The sequence below is a fragment of the Klebsiella ornithinolytica NBRC 105727 = ATCC 31898 genome (genome assembly GCF_001598295.1).
Taxonomy (GTDB): domain Bacteria; phylum Pseudomonadota; class Gammaproteobacteria; order Enterobacterales; family Enterobacteriaceae; genus Klebsiella; species Klebsiella ornithinolytica.
This window is the reverse complement of sequence record NZ_BCYR01000003.1, coordinates 120,143-133,731: the sequence shown is the minus strand read 5'-3', so window position 1 is coordinate 133,731 and position 13,589 is coordinate 120,143. Positions and strand designations below refer to the sequence as shown.

The 13,589-nt window shown below is 56.8% G+C and carries 13 protein-coding genes; 5 read left to right on the top strand and 8 right to left on the bottom strand.

Going from position 1 to position 13,589, the window contains the following annotated elements:
- Nucleotides 1–15: 15 nt before the first annotated feature.
- From ROR01S_RS08160 to ROR01S_RS08150, 3 genes are all read right to left on the bottom strand, one after another.
- Nucleotides 16–351: a TonB family protein gene (locus ROR01S_RS08160; protein WP_004862374.1), complete on the bottom strand. Its 336-nt coding sequence runs from the start codon at nt 349–351 to the stop codon at nt 16–18.
- Nucleotides 352–498: 147 nt separating this feature from the next.
- A complete protein-coding gene (locus tag ROR01S_RS08155) occupies nt 499–927 on the bottom strand; it encodes a glycine zipper 2TM domain-containing protein (protein ID WP_015584258.1) in 429 nt (142 codons plus the stop codon).
- A gap of 78 nt (nt 928–1,005) precedes the next feature.
- Nucleotides 1,006–1,377 (bottom strand): Spy/CpxP family protein refolding chaperone, encoded by a 372-nt coding sequence (locus tag ROR01S_RS08150; RefSeq protein WP_048023702.1) that lies wholly within the window; start codon nt 1,375–1,377, stop codon nt 1,006–1,008.
- A 72-nt stretch (nt 1,378–1,449) separates the two neighbouring features.
- Between ROR01S_RS08150 and ROR01S_RS27000 the strand changes: the two genes are divergently transcribed.
- Entirely contained in the window at nt 1,450–1,689 is a 240-nt protein-coding gene (locus ROR01S_RS27000; protein ID WP_032717507.1) for a hypothetical protein, read from the top strand.
- A 185-nt stretch (nt 1,690–1,874) separates the two neighbouring features.
- Here ROR01S_RS27000 and ROR01S_RS08145 read toward each other — a convergent pair whose 3' ends face one another.
- Nucleotides 1,875–2,939, bottom strand: coding sequence for a LacI family DNA-binding transcriptional regulator (locus ROR01S_RS08145; RefSeq protein WP_004862380.1), 1,065 nt, complete (start codon nt 2,937–2,939; stop codon nt 1,875–1,877).
- Between the two features lie 220 nt (nt 2,940–3,159).
- On the opposite strand from ROR01S_RS08145, the gene ROR01S_RS08140 reads away from it, so the two are divergent.
- Both ROR01S_RS08140 and ROR01S_RS08135 read left to right on the top strand, forming a co-directional pair.
- A complete protein-coding gene (locus tag ROR01S_RS08140) occupies nt 3,160–6,267 on the top strand; it encodes a beta-galactosidase (protein WP_004862383.1) in 3,108 nt (1,035 codons plus the stop codon).
- A gap of 185 nt (nt 6,268–6,452) precedes the next feature.
- Nucleotides 6,453–7,718: an MFS transporter gene (locus ROR01S_RS08135; RefSeq protein WP_004862386.1), complete on the top strand. Its 1,266-nt coding sequence runs from the start codon at nt 6,453–6,455 to the stop codon at nt 7,716–7,718.
- A 42-nt stretch (nt 7,719–7,760) separates the two neighbouring features.
- On the opposite strand, the gene ROR01S_RS08130 is transcribed toward ROR01S_RS08135, so the two are convergent.
- Together ROR01S_RS08130 and ROR01S_RS08125 are read right to left on the bottom strand one after the other, a co-directional pair.
- Nucleotides 7,761–8,861, bottom strand: a complete 1,101-nt coding sequence (locus ROR01S_RS08130) for an AAA family ATPase (RefSeq protein WP_032717509.1) — start codon at nt 8,859–8,861, stop codon at nt 7,761–7,763.
- A gap of 101 nt (nt 8,862–8,962) precedes the next feature.
- Nucleotides 8,963–9,226 carry a hypothetical protein gene (locus ROR01S_RS08125; RefSeq protein ID WP_015584254.1) on the bottom strand — a complete coding sequence of 88 codons (264 nt, stop codon included), beginning with the start codon at nt 9,224–9,226 and terminating at the stop codon, nt 8,963–8,965.
- Nucleotides 9,227–9,518: 292 nt separating this feature from the next.
- Here ROR01S_RS08125 and ROR01S_RS08120 point away from each other — a divergent pair, with 292 nt between their 5' ends.
- The gene (locus ROR01S_RS08120; RefSeq protein WP_004862397.1) at nt 9,519–10,394 is read left to right on the top strand and encodes a broad-spectrum class A beta-lactamase ORN-1; all 876 of its coding nucleotides are present in this window, start codon (nt 9,519–9,521) and stop codon (nt 10,392–10,394) included.
- Between the two features lie 109 nt (nt 10,395–10,503).
- Here the strand turns inward: ROR01S_RS08120 and ROR01S_RS08115 are convergent, their stop codons facing one another.
- The gene (locus tag ROR01S_RS08115; protein ID WP_004862401.1) at nt 10,504–10,734 is read right to left on the bottom strand and encodes a hypothetical protein; all 231 of its coding nucleotides are present in this window, start codon (nt 10,732–10,734) and stop codon (nt 10,504–10,506) included.
- 385 nt (nt 10,735–11,119) lie between these two features.
- Between ROR01S_RS08115 and ROR01S_RS08110 the strand changes: the two genes are divergently transcribed.
- Complete coding sequence (locus tag ROR01S_RS08110; RefSeq protein WP_004862406.1) at nt 11,120–11,362, top strand: DinI family protein; 243 nt, start codon at nt 11,120–11,122, stop codon at nt 11,360–11,362.
- 157 nt (nt 11,363–11,519) lie between these two features.
- On the opposite strand, the gene dcp is transcribed toward ROR01S_RS08110, so the two are convergent.
- Nucleotides 11,520–13,565 (bottom strand): peptidyl-dipeptidase Dcp, encoded by a 2,046-nt coding sequence (gene dcp / locus ROR01S_RS08105; RefSeq protein ID WP_064357013.1) that lies wholly within the window; start codon nt 13,563–13,565, stop codon nt 11,520–11,522.
- Nucleotides 13,566–13,589: the final 24 nt, after the last annotated feature.

The following is a 13,589-nucleotide window of genomic DNA, read 5'->3' as shown; positions in this document are numbered from 1 at the left end:
GCTGCCGAATTAGCGTTATCCGGCATTGTTTAATTTAAAGCGGATGGTTTTGGTCATTCCCTTATAGGGCTTATTGCTCTCAAAGCGCCATTTTGCCGCGGCGGAAATGACGGCATCATCGAATAGATGCTGTGGTTCAGAGGTGAGTATCCACATTTTCTCCACTTTACCGTTCGCCCCGACATCAAAACGGATCGTCACTTCCCCGTCGAGATGGTTGGCCAGAGCGTAATAGGGATAATCGGGTAGCGTGGAGACAAGCTGTTGAGGCGCAACGCCTTTCATCTGGCTGGTACAGGCTGATATCAGGCAGCAGCCGGCAAACAGAAATGCCCGGGATAGTTTCATCATCAGCTTCCATATTGATAATAATTCTCAATACTATCACAGGCGGCTGATGTTGCGCGGTTTTTTTCCTCTGTTTGTGAGCAGTGAAGGCGCAACCGACAGGCGGTAAAGAGAGAGGCCGCCTGCGTCTATCCGCTGGCGGCCTGTGCGTTAAACGGATTTATCGACGTTGGTATTTGTACCGGAGGTCAGGATACGAACTTTGTCGCCTTTATTGAAGGTCAGTTGACCATCATACGGCTGCAGCACCTGGATTAGCTGGCCAGATTGCGTTTTGATCGTCAGTTCGATCTGCCGGGCGGCCTGGCGCTGCGTTTGCCGGTGATGCGACGCGCTGGCTCCGGCAACCGCCCCCACCGCCGTCATCGCCGTTTGCCCGCTCCCGTTACCAAACTGGTGGCCGATGGCCCCGCCAACCGCGCCGGCGGCAAGCGTTCGCAGCGGTTGGTTACGGGCCTGGCTGGTGATGATTTGACTTTGTTGCACAACGCCGTAATCCACCACGGTTTTACTCCCCGCAAAGCCGGGCTGGCAGGTAAAGGCGAGAAAGCTGAGAGCGATGAACAGGAATCTCTTCATAATGGCTCATTTTTCGTTCTGTCGCGGGTGATGCGATCCTGCAAAAAGAGAATCCCGCCATTGCTGGCGGGTTTGCAATTAATTCAGCGCTTGCTGGAGATCTTTTTTAACCTGGGTACGCTGTTCCGGCGTCAGCACCTGGTTGACGCCAAAATAGTATTTCACGCGGTAGTAACGTACCTGCTGATCTAACTGTCCAAAAGCGGCCAGCTGTTGCTTCACTTTCGCTTCATCCCACTTGCCGGACTGGATCACATCGATCAGCGCGCCATCTTTGAAACCTTCGATTTTGATATTGTTGACGTTAGTTTCAAATTCCTGATGCAGGCCCTTAATTTTTGTCACCTGATCGTTACTCAGCTTAAGGTGCTGCACCACCGGGTCCTGAGAAACCGGCGGGACTTCGTCAGCGGTGGCTGCCTGTGCGGCCATGGAGAAACCCGCGGTCATCGCCACGGCAAGCAGGGTGTTACGGAAAAGTTTATTCACAATCAATTATCCTTAATGTGCAAAAGAAGAGATTTGATTATTGCTCTCAAAATGAAAGCCTTCTGTAACAAAGAGTTAAATTTAAATTTGGACAATAATCCGCTGGTGATTGCGCCATTTCTATCGGCACAGAGAGCTGGATGGCCGCCCCTCTTCAGCAGCATTTTATGCTGGGTAAGAAACTACAACCCGCGAGAGCCGCCGCACCACTACCCTGAAAAACAGCGTATTTATTCTGTTGGATGCGCGCTTAATGCGCAACTGGCGGAATAAAGCAAAATTCCGCTAGCTGATGCGGGAATAGCGGCAAAAAAAAACCGCCAGATAGCTGGCGGTGAATAAATGCTTGCATGGATAGATTGTGTTTTGCATTTTACGTAGAGGCATTTTCCCTCTCCTTCTACGCCTGGCCATACGCTAGCATAGTTATCTTCAATGAAAGTTAAACCGACATCTGCTTACAGTTTATCCACCAGCGCTTTGAGCTGCGCAATCAGCGGATCGCGCGGATACTCCCCCTCACGAGGCCAGGTTGACTGACGGACAATCAACCGGGTGGGAAGCAGTTCGCGGATCGGCACCTGCGGCGCCGCCATCTGCTGGATCAGCAGCTCCACCGCCCGTTTCCCCAGCAAATCGAAGTTTTGCGCCACGGTCGTCAGCGGCGGCTGAAAGTAAAGACTGTCCGCCGTATCGTCGTAGCCGGTGACCGAAACAGCGCTGTTACCGGTACGATTAAGCTGCGCCAGCGCGCTAAGTACCCCTAATGCCATCTGGTCATTGGCCACGACGATGGCGCTGAGCCGCGGCTGCAGGTGGAGCAGTTCAAAGGTTTTCTGCCAGCCGCTGGCGGCGCTCCAGTCGCCGAAAACCGTCACGGCCTGGCTTACGCCCAGGCGATGCAATGTCTCCCGCCAGCTACCGAGGCGCATCCGGGCAGAGACCGAGCTTTCCGGACCGGCCAGCAGGCCAAATTCGCGATGGCCGAGTTCCCAGAGATGCCGAACGCAGGCGCCGCAGCCGTCACGATGATCAAAGCGCACGCAGGAGACTTCGGTCTCCGGCGACACATCAAGAAACAGACAGGCGATATCCGGATTTTCCTTCACCAGCCGTTCCGCGATGCTGCTCTCCAGCGGCAGGCTGATAATCGCGCCGCGAATATGCTGAGCACGAAACTCATCCAACCGGGTCTGCAGAGAAGCGTAATCGCTGCGTTCGGGCATGGCGATGGACACTTCCAGCTGATGAGCCCCGGCATGGCTTTTTACCGCCGAGGCGATTTGCGACGGCGCGTGTAGCGTCAGTGACGCCGTAATCAGCCCGATTGAAGGTGCGGCTTTCCCCGCCAGCAGCTGCGCCGATCGGTTGGGCACATAATGCAGCGCCTGCATCGCGCGGATCACTTTCTCGCGAGTCCGCGCGGAGACGACATCGGGACGATTCAGCACCCGGGAGACCGTTTGCTGTGAAACGCCGGCCTCGTGTGCCACATCGTCTAAGGTTGCTGAACGCCGCTGCATAATCCCCCCTGTCTGCGCAAAACTCGTCTGATTACGTTAAATGTCGTCCGCTAACATTTTATGTCTAACTGACGACAAAAATCAGCTCTGATTCTGCAGTTTCGTGATCGTGAGTCGGTTTCATTTTCGCCATTATTGCGGCCTGATAGAAAATATCTGATAACAACATCATCCTTGTCTAGCGAATGACATTTTTTCCACTTATCCGTCAGGTATGCCTATGCAACAACATGACTCAAACGCGGTTCGCTCGTTGACGTTTCAGGACGTGCTGGCCCGTGAAGACTGGCAAAATCAGACCATTACTCACCTTAATCGCTTAGCGGCTCACCCCACGTTTGCCAGTTGGCGATCGCTCGACGACGCCCGGGACAACCGCCCTTCCGACCGCCTCCGCCTGCTCGACGGGCAGTGGCAATTTTGCTGGGCACCCAGCCCGTTTGCCGTCGATGGCCGCTGGATCGAGCGCGATCTCGACACCAGCCGCAGCACGCCGGTGCCCTCTAACTGGCAGATGGAAGGCTACGATGCGCCGATCTATACCAACGTCCGTTATCCCATTGATACGACGCCGCCGCGGGTCCCGGAAGAGAACCCGACCGGCCTGTACTCGCTCAACGTCACCCTGGAGCAACACTGGCTGGCCGATGGCCTGACGCAGATTGTTTTCGACGGCGTTAACTCGGCGTTTCACCTGTGGTGTAACGGCGTGTGGGTCGGTTACTCCCAGGATAGCCGGCTGCCGGCTGCTTTCGACCTGACCCCCTATCTGCGGGCGGGAGAAAACCGCCTGTGTGTGATGGTCATGCGCTGGAGCGCGGGCAGCTGGCTGGAAGATCAGGATATGTGGCGCATGAGCGGGATTTTCCGCTCGGTGTGGCTGCTGAACAAACCAAAGCAGCACCTCAGCGACGTGCAGATTTCCCCGCAGCTGGATGCGCTGTATCGCGACGGCGAACTACAGGTCAATCTGGCCATCTCCGCCGCTGATGAGCAGCTGGCCGGGCTGGAGGCTGAAGTCAGTCTGTGGGACGGCGAGCAGCTGATTGCCCGCCGGCGCCAGCGGCCAGGTTCTGCGCCAGTTGATGAACGGGGCCATTATGCCGAACGGGCAACGCTGGTCCTGGCGGTGGAAAAACCGCGGCAATGGAGCGCGGAAACGCCCCACTGCTATCGCACCGTGGTTGCCCTGTGGCGCGGCGAAGATCTGGTTGAAGCTGAAGCCTGGGACATCGGCTTTCGCCGGGTGGAGATCGGCAACGGCCTGCTGCTGCTCAACGGCAAACCGCTGCTGATCCGCGGAGTGAACCGCCATGAGCACCACCACCAGCGCGGCCAGGTGGTGACCGAAGAGGATATGCTGCAGGACATTCTGCTGATGAAGCAGAATAACTTTAACGCCGTGCGCTGTTCGCACTATCCCAACGCCGCACGCTGGTATGAACTGTGTAACCGCTACGGCCTGTACGTGGTCGATGAGGCGAACATCGAAACCCATGGCATGGTGCCAATGAACCGCCTGTCCGACGATCCTGCCTGGCTGCCGGCCTACAGCGCTCGCGTCACCCGGATGCTGCAAAGCCACCGTAACCATCCGTCGATTATTATCTGGTCACTGGGGAACGAGTCCGGCTGCGGTGCGAACCATGAAGCCATGTATCACTGGCTGAAACGTGAAGATCCTACGCGGCCGGTCCAGTACGAAGGCGGCGGCGCCGACAGCACGGCGACCGATATTATCTGCCCGATGTACGCTCGCGTGGAACGCGATCAGCTGATTCCCGCCGTGCCCAAATGGGGCATTAAAAAGTGGATCGGCCTGCCCGGCGAACAGCGACCGCTGATTCTTTGCGAATACGCGCACGCGATGGGCAACAGCCTCGGTAATTTTGCCGATTACTGGCAGGCCTTCCGGGAATATCCGCGCCTGCAGGGCGGCTTTATCTGGGACTGGGCGGATCAGGCAATTGAAAAGACCTTCGAGGACGGCAGCGTGGGCTGGGCCTACGGCGGGGATTTTGGCGACACGCCAAACGATCGGCAGTTCTGCATGAACGGGCTGGTGTTCCCGGATCGTCGCCCTCATCCTTCGCTGATTGAAGCGAAACATGCCCAGCAATATTTCCAGTTTTCCCTGCTGGCGCACTCCCCGCTGCGGGTCAGCGTTGTCAGCGAATACCTGTTCCGTGCCAGCGATAATGAAGTGCTGAACTGGCAGGTGCAGTCCGCCGGTGAAACCGTCGCCAGCGGCAGCCTGACGCTGAACCTCGCGCCGCAGGGCGAGGAAGATTTTACCTTGTGCGACCAGCTGACCCTGCCGGCAGGCGCCAGGGAGGTCTGGCTGACGCTGGAAGTTGTCCAGCCGCAGGCGACGGCGTGGTCTGACGCCGGGCACCGCGTGGCCTGGGCGCAGTTCGCCCTCGCCGCCCCGCTGGCCTTACCCGCGCCCGCCGCCGTCGGCCCGGCTCCGGAGCTGACCGTCGATGATGAGACATTCAGCGTCCGCCAGGGATCTCAGCAATGGATTATCGATCGTCAGAGCGGTCTGTTAACTCATTGGCTGGCGGAAGGCATAGAGCAGCTGCTGTCTCCGCTGCGCGACCAGTTCGTTCGCGCTCCGCTGGACAACGATATCGGCGTCAGTGAAACGGATCGTATCGACCCCAACGCCTGGGTTGAACGCTGGAAAAGCGCTGGACTCTATGCGCTCGACGCGCGCTGCGTTGACTGTACCGCGCAGCGCCTGGCACATGAGATCATCATCGACAGCCGCTGGCACTATCTGCGCGGCGATGAAGTGGTCATCGTCAGTCAGTGGCGGATGACCTTTGATAGCGATGGCCATCTGCATCTGGCGGTGAGCGGAGAGCGGGCCGGCACGCTGCCGCCGCTGCCGCGCGTGGGCCTTCACTTCCAGGTCCCGGACCAGCGGTCGCCGGTCTCCTGGCTCGGCTACGGGCCGCATGAAAATTACCCTGACCGGAAGAGCAGCGCCTGTTTCGCCCGCTGGCAGCTTCCGTTGGAAGCGATGAGCACGCCCTATATTTTCCCGACGGAAAACGGCCTGCGCTGCGACAACAAAGCGCTGGATTGGGGGCGCTGGCACGTGACCGGTGACTTCCACTTCTCGGTTCAGCCCTACAGCACCGCGCAGCTCATGGAAACCGATCACTGGCACCGGATGACCCCGGAAAAAGGCGTCTGGATCACTCTCGACGGCGCGCATATGGGCGTCGGCGGCGACGATTCGTGGACACCAAGCGTGCTGCCGCAGTGGCTGCTGCTCGGGACCCGCTGGCAGTACCAGCTCTCGCTGTCTTTACGCTAAACCCTCAACGGGGGCTCTCGCCCCCCTTTAAAACGGCTATACCCGCATATTCGGGATGCAGCGTGGCGGAAATGGACAGAATCCGCGCCGAAGGCCAGGAATGGCGAGTATCACGAAGGGAACGGCGTGCCGCCAATAACAGGCAGCTGGAATGATGACGAGTATAATAACCCTGGAACATCTCTATGAAATTCTCTGAACTGGCGCCACGCGAACGGCATAATTTTGTTTATTTCCTGCTGTTCTTTTTCTTTTACTACTTCATTATGTCGGCCTATTTCCCGTTTTTTCCGGTGTGGCTGGCGGATGTAAACCATTTAACTAAAACGGAAACCGGGATTGTCTTCTCTGCTATTTCGCTGTTTGCCATTATTTGCCAACCGATATTTGGCCTGATATCCGATAAGCTGGGACTGCGTAAACACCTGCTGTGGACCATCACCATCTTATTAATTCTGTTTGCCCCGTTCTTTATCTTTGTCTTCTCGCCGCTGCTGCAGGTCAATATTATCGCCGGGGCGCTGGTGGGGGGACTCTATCTGGGAATTGTCTTCTCCAGCGGTTCCGGCGCGGTCGAAGCCTATATTGAGCGGGTCAGTCGCGCCAACCGTTTCGAATACGGCAAGGTTCGCGTCGCTGGCTGTGTCGGCTGGGCGCTCTGCGCGTCAATCACCGGCATCTTGTTTGGTATTGATCCCAATATCACCTTCTGGATCGCCTCCGGCTTTGCGCTGGTGCTTGGGGTGCTGCTGTGGTTCTCCCGTCCGGAAAGCAGCAACAGCGCCCAGGTGATGGACGCCTTAGGGGCAAACCGTCAGGCGTTTTCTCTGCGCGTCGCCGCTGAGCTGCTGAGAATGCCGCGATTCTGGGGATTTATTATCTATGTGGTCGGCGTCGCCAGCGTCTATGACGTATTCGACCAGCAGTTTGCTAACTTTTTTAAAGGCTTTTTTGCCGATCCGCAGCGCGGAACTGAAGTCTTTGGTTTCGTCACCACCGGCGGCGAATTGTTGAATGCGCTGATCATGTTCTGCGCCCCGGCTATTGTGAACCGTATCGGGGCGAAAAATGCGCTGCTGACCGCCGGAATAATTATGTCCGTACGTATTCTCGGCTCCTCATTCGCCACGACGGCGGTCGAGGTCGTGATCTTAAAAATGCTGCATATGTTTGAAGTTCCGTTCCTGCTGGTCGGCACCTTTAAATATATTTCCTCGGCCTTTAACCCGAAACTGTCCGCCACCCTGTTTCTGATCGGTTTTAACTTATCGAAACAGCTCTCTGGCGTGGTGCTGTCGGCATGGGTGGGCCGCATGTACGACACCGTCGGCTTCCACCAGGCTTACTTGATTCTGGGTTCGATTACCCTGGGCTTTACCGTGATCTCACTGTTCACCTTGAAAGGCAGTAAAACGCTGCTGCCGACCGCCGGCTATAACAACGCCGCGTAAACCGCAAATTAGCAGCCCGTTACGCACGACGGGCCGCTACCATTATCCGGCGGCTGCAGCTTTTATTCGCGTCTCGCCGTCGCTGTTTTCCAGCTCATATAGCCGGCTCTCGGCCTGCGAGGAGATAAGTGCCGCCAGCTCGGCAGAGTGGCTGGTCAACCAGATTTGGCTATAGCGGGAGGCCTCGACAATCAGCCTCGCCAGCGCCGGGAACATCTGCCGATGCAGGCTGTTTTCCGGTTCGTTAATTGCCAGGAATGCCGGCGGACGCGGGCTCAACAGCGCTACCGCCAGACATAAAAAACGCAGCGTGCCGTCCGACATTTCCGCCGCCAGCAGCGGGCGAAACACCCCGTTGCGCCGCATCTTAATCGAGAAACGCGAGTTTTCGTTTTCGCAGAAGAACGTGCACTCCGGAAAAGCGGCGGCCAGAATCTCGTGCAGGAGCGCTTCGGCGCCAATTTCGACAATCGTCTGAAAAGCGGCGGCAAGATTATGCCCGTCGCTGTCGAGGACCGGTGAACGATAACCTACCGTCGGATGTCGGAGCGCCGAATGTCGGCCGATATTAAATTCATGGTAGAAACGCCACTGGCGCATCGTTTCCCGGACGCGAGAAACTTCCGGGAAGCGGTGCGGCTCGCCCAGTTGACCAAAGATCGACTCGTTTTCATAAATCGTGTCGGTGAAGGTATTTTTCTCGCCGTTGACATCGAGCAGGAACGCGGCCTGGTTTTTCCGCTGCAGCACCCTGGCAGAAGGTCGCCGGGAGAATCCCGCCAGCCAGATGGACTCCTCTTTGACAATCGGGTCGAGCATAAACTGAGTGGGATAAGGCAGCTTTTCCGGGAAACCCACCTGGAGCTCATAGTCAAACTCCGCGGTCAGACAGGAAATTTGCAGCCGACGCGGGTGGCGCGCCGTCGGTGCCGTTCGCCCTGACCACATCACATTTTCCAGGCCGCCCTCCTCGCTGATATAGCTTGAGAACTTGCCGTCCGCGGAGGCGGTTAACAGGTGAATCGCTTTGTAGATGTTGGACTTGCCGCAGCCATTCGGCCCAAACACGATATTGAGCGCGCCCAGTTCCAGTTCGATATCCCTGACCGACCTGAAATTTTGTATGCGGATATGGTGAATCATGGTGCTCCCGATGAAAAAACTCCGTGCTACGGCAGTGGCAAACAAGGGGAATGATAACACGGTCAGGCCGGACGAAGGTCAATCGTCCGGCAAGGACGCACTCAGCGGAGAGACTTTTTCATGCCTCGGGTCAGGGCCACGCGTTTGAGCTTGTCAGCATCGTCATGGGTTTCGCTAAACACACCGAAAAAGTAGCGCTCATCATCGATCGTTTGCGAAACAATCCGATAGCTCAGCGGATTGCCAGATTTCGCGCCATACTGCGCGGCGGTGACGGACAGTTCCGTCGCGGTACCGGCGACGCTGACCAACAGGCCATCCGCCTTTCCCCCCACCAGCATGACCTTAATTAGCGGGTCCACCATGTTCCTCCCGGATGGATCAATGGTTAATATGTGATTGCCGACGGCGTAGAGCATTTATACAACCTTCAGTACATTCTTATAGTTCATACCAGCCTGAATGAAAAAAACTCTTTCATATAGTGAGCTAAGCATTGATTATTACTGGTAAAAGCTGGCAGATGATGAAGGAAAAAAGAGAAATTGTGAATCTTCATAACTCTTATTTGTCTTTATTTTTTGTTTATTTTCCGTGACGTCCGCAAAACCCGCCAGATCGACTTGTGGACAACAACCTGCAGGGAAACATTCCGCTATGCGTCAATATCGATTCGCCCTTCTGCCATTGTTAGCCGCCCTGGCGCTCCCCGGTTGGGCGCATGAAGCCACGGTGACGACGGTTAAACAAGCCGAAAGCCAGCTGCAGGGCCGGGTCGGCTACGCCGAACTGGATTTAGCTTCCGGCCAACTGCTGTCCGGCTATCGCGCTGGCGAACGCTTCCCGATGATGAGCACCTTTAAAGTGCTGCTCTGCGGCGCAGTCTTGTCGCGCGTCGATACCGGTGAAGAACAGCTCGATCGCCGTATCCATTACCGGCAGCAGGATCTGGTGGAATACTCGCCGGTGACGGAGAAGCATCTTGCCGATGGGCTCACCGTGGGCGAACTGTGCGCGGCCGCCATTACCCTGAGCGATAATACGGCGGCAAACCTGCTGTTGACCACTCTCGGCGGCCCGCAGGGGCTGACCACGTTCCTGCGCCACAGCGGCGACCAGACTTCGCGACTCGACCGGTGGGAAACGGAACTCAATGAAGCGCGGCCGGGCGATGTGCGTGATACGACGACTCCGGAAGCGATGGCCAGGACACTGCGAAATCTGTTGACCGGCCGCGTGCTTTCCCCCGCCTCGCAGCAGCAGTTGCAACGCTGGATGGTAGAGGACAAAGTTGCGGGGCCGCTGTTGCGCTCAGCGCTGCCGGCAGGCTGGTTTATTGCCGATAAGACCGGAGCCGGCAACCGCGGCTCGCGCGGAATCATCGCCGCTCTCGGTCCGGACGGTAAAGCCGCGCGCATCGTGGTGATTTATTTAACCGCAACCCCGGCCTCAATGGATGAGCGCAATAAACAGATTGCGGCCATCGGTGAAACGCTGGTCAGGCACTGGTCCAAAGACGATAAAAGGCCCTAGCCGGTCAGCGATCGCTCGCCATCCGGAACATCCCCGGACAAAACCTCAGACGTAAAAAAGCCTCGCAAACGCGAGGCCTGACGCGGAGAGATCGCAGCGATGGCCGGGATTAGTTTTCCTCGTAACCTTCGAGCGCATCCTGAATGGCATCGGCTAAGGAAGCGACTTCCTGAGCCACATTGCGTAAATCCATCTGGCTACGAATCCCGGAATTCGCGGTTGATGAAGAGACGGCGGCTTTCGAAATTTCTAATGCCGCCTGAACAGCGAGCAGACGCTTATGTTTCTCGATAGCCGCGTCGCCACTATCGCCATCAAATTGAAAGTATTTTTCTAACATAGCGGATCCTTTTCAGCCATTTCATTATCGGGGAGGATATTCTCGTCTAAGCGGGGACAAATAAACAGCAAAAAAAATATTAATTACAAAGAGTTAATATTTAGTTGTTTAACAACGTCGTTCAGAGCGCAGGGCGTCACTAAGGACAGCGCCGCAAGAGGTCTGCAGGATGAAGAAGAGATAACACCGGGCGATTCTGTTTGCCGACGTCTGGATACATTTAATCAGCGGCTCTTTTCGTGACGAACCGTGTGACGGTTTCGCCAGCGACACACAACAAACCATCGCTGCATCGCGCTATTGGCCTTCCCGTCGTCCACGCAACTTGATACTGTATGCAAATACAGTAAAAATAGCGCCAACAATTAACGCTGAGAGATGAAATATGTTTGTGGAACTGATTTATGACAAGCGGAACTTTGAGGGCCTTCCCGGGGCGAAAGAGACGATTGCAGCTGAACTATCGAAGCGAATTCACCGTATCTTTCCCGATGCTGATGTACGTGTAAAGCCGATGATGACGCTACCGGCAATTAACACCGATGCCAGCAAGCACGAAAAAGAACAAATCAGCCGTGCTGTGCAGGAAATGTTTGAAGAGGCTGATATGTGGATGGTCGAGGAGTGACGGAGAGAGAAAATGTCATTGTCCCCAGGGGGTGAATCTATCGGCCTGCGGACAAGATTTTCCCCATACCGCCGACATGCATAAGCGATGTTGAGGTACAAAAAGTGGACAAAAAACCGGGCCTCAGGCCCGGTTCTGTTTCCGACACACGGTTAGCCTATGCACTCAGTCCGCGGTTTTCCAGCATCGGCTCAATCTTCGGATCGTGCCCGCGCCACTGGCGATAAAGTTCTGCTAAATCAGTGCTGTTACCGCGGGACAAAATCGCCTCGCGGAAGCGCTGGCCGTTTTCGCGGGTTAACCCGCCCTGCTCAACGAACCACTGATAGCCGTCATCGGCCAGCATCTGCGTCCACAGGTAGGCGTAATAACCTGCGGCATAGCCGCCGCCGAAGATATGCGAGAAGTAGCTGCTACGGTAGCGCGGCGGTACCGCGGCGAGGTCCATCTGCTCCTGACGCAACGCCAGCGCTTCAAAGCTATCGACATCGCGCGGAATATCTGCCGACGAGAGGCTATGCCAGTGCATATCCAACAGCGCCGCCGCCAGCAGCTCGCTCATGTCATAGCCCTTATTAAACTTCGCCGCGCGCAGCATCCGCTCACGCAGCGTATCCGGCATCGCTTCCCCGGTCTGATAATGGCGCGCATAGTGGGCGAACACCTGAGACTGACTGGCCCAGTGCTCAAAGATCTGCGACGGAAACTCAACAAAATCGCGCGGCGTATTGGTCCCCGACAGACTGGCGTAACGCTGACTGGCAAACAGCCCGTGCAGCGCGTGACCAAATTCATGGAATAAGGTGATGACCTCATCCCAGGAGAGCAGCGCGCTGTGGCCGGCCTTCGGTTTCTGGTAGTTGCAGACGTTGTAAATCACCGGATGCCGGGCGAGCAGCGTGGATTGTTCAACGAAGACATCCATCCACGCCCCGCCGCTTTTCGAATCCCGCGAGAAGTAGTCGCCGTAAAACAGCGCCAGACCTTCCCCGTTGGCGTCAAAAATTTCCCATACCCGGACGTCCGGATGATAAACCGGAATATCAAACCGTTCGACAAAGCGCAGACCAAACAACTGCGACGCCGTCCAGAACACGCCATCCTCTAAAACGCGGTCGAGGGAGAAGTAGGGTTTTAACTGGGCTTCATCGATGGCGAATGTCGCCCGGCGCACCTGTTCGCCGTAATACAACCAGTCCCAGGCTTCAGCCTTAAAACCGCCGCCCTCACCATCAATCACCCGTTGGATATCCGCCAGCTCCCGTTCCGCTCTTGCCCGGGCGGCCGGGGCTATCCGACGCATGAACGCAAATGCCGCCTCGGGCGTTGCCGCCATTTGGTCGGCCATCGACCAGCTGGCGTAATCCGCCACGCCCAGCAGTTCCGCTTTCCGGGCGCGAATCTCCGCCAGGCGAAGCACCAGCTCGCGGGTATCATTCGCATCGCCCTTCTGATTGCGTTTCCAGCCGGCAGCAAACAGATTTTCACGCGTCTGGCGACAGCGTAAGGCGAGTAACGCCGGTTGCTGGGTGGTGTTCAGCAAAGGCAGCAGCCAGCGATCGCTCAGCCCTTTTTCCCGCGCGGCATCTGCGGCTTCAGCAATCTCTTCATCGCTGAGTCCGGCTAACTGCTCCGGGTCGTCAACCACCAGACCGCCGGATTTAACCGCCGCCAGCAGCCGCTGCTGAAACTGACTCTGCAAAGCCGCAGCCTGGGTATTCAAAGCCCGCAGCTCCGTTTTTTGCGCATCGGCCAGGGTCGCACCGGCCAGCGTAAAACGCTGCCAGGTGATCTCCAGCAGCCTGCGGGACTCGCTATCTGGCGGCAAGGTGTCACGCTGCTGCCATACCTGCTTCACGCGCTCGAATAGCGCCGCGTTAAGCCAGATATCATTTCCCAGATCCGCCAGCTCAGCAGAAAATTGCTCATCAAGCGCCTGGATCGTCGGGTTGGTATGCGCCCCGGCCATGGCAAAAAATACCCGGGTAACGCGCGCCAGCAGCTGCCCGCTCTGCTCGAGCGCGACCAGCGTGTTGGCAAAGTCCGCCGGCGCCGGATTATTTACTATCGCGGCAATCTCTTCCCGCTGACGGCGAACGCCTTCATCAAAGGCCGGTCGGTAATGGGTATCGTCAATCAGATCAAACTGGGGTGCCTGATAAGGCAACAGACTGACGCGCAAAAAGGGGTTATTGTCGGCCATCATCGTCTCCTGGACTCGGTAATC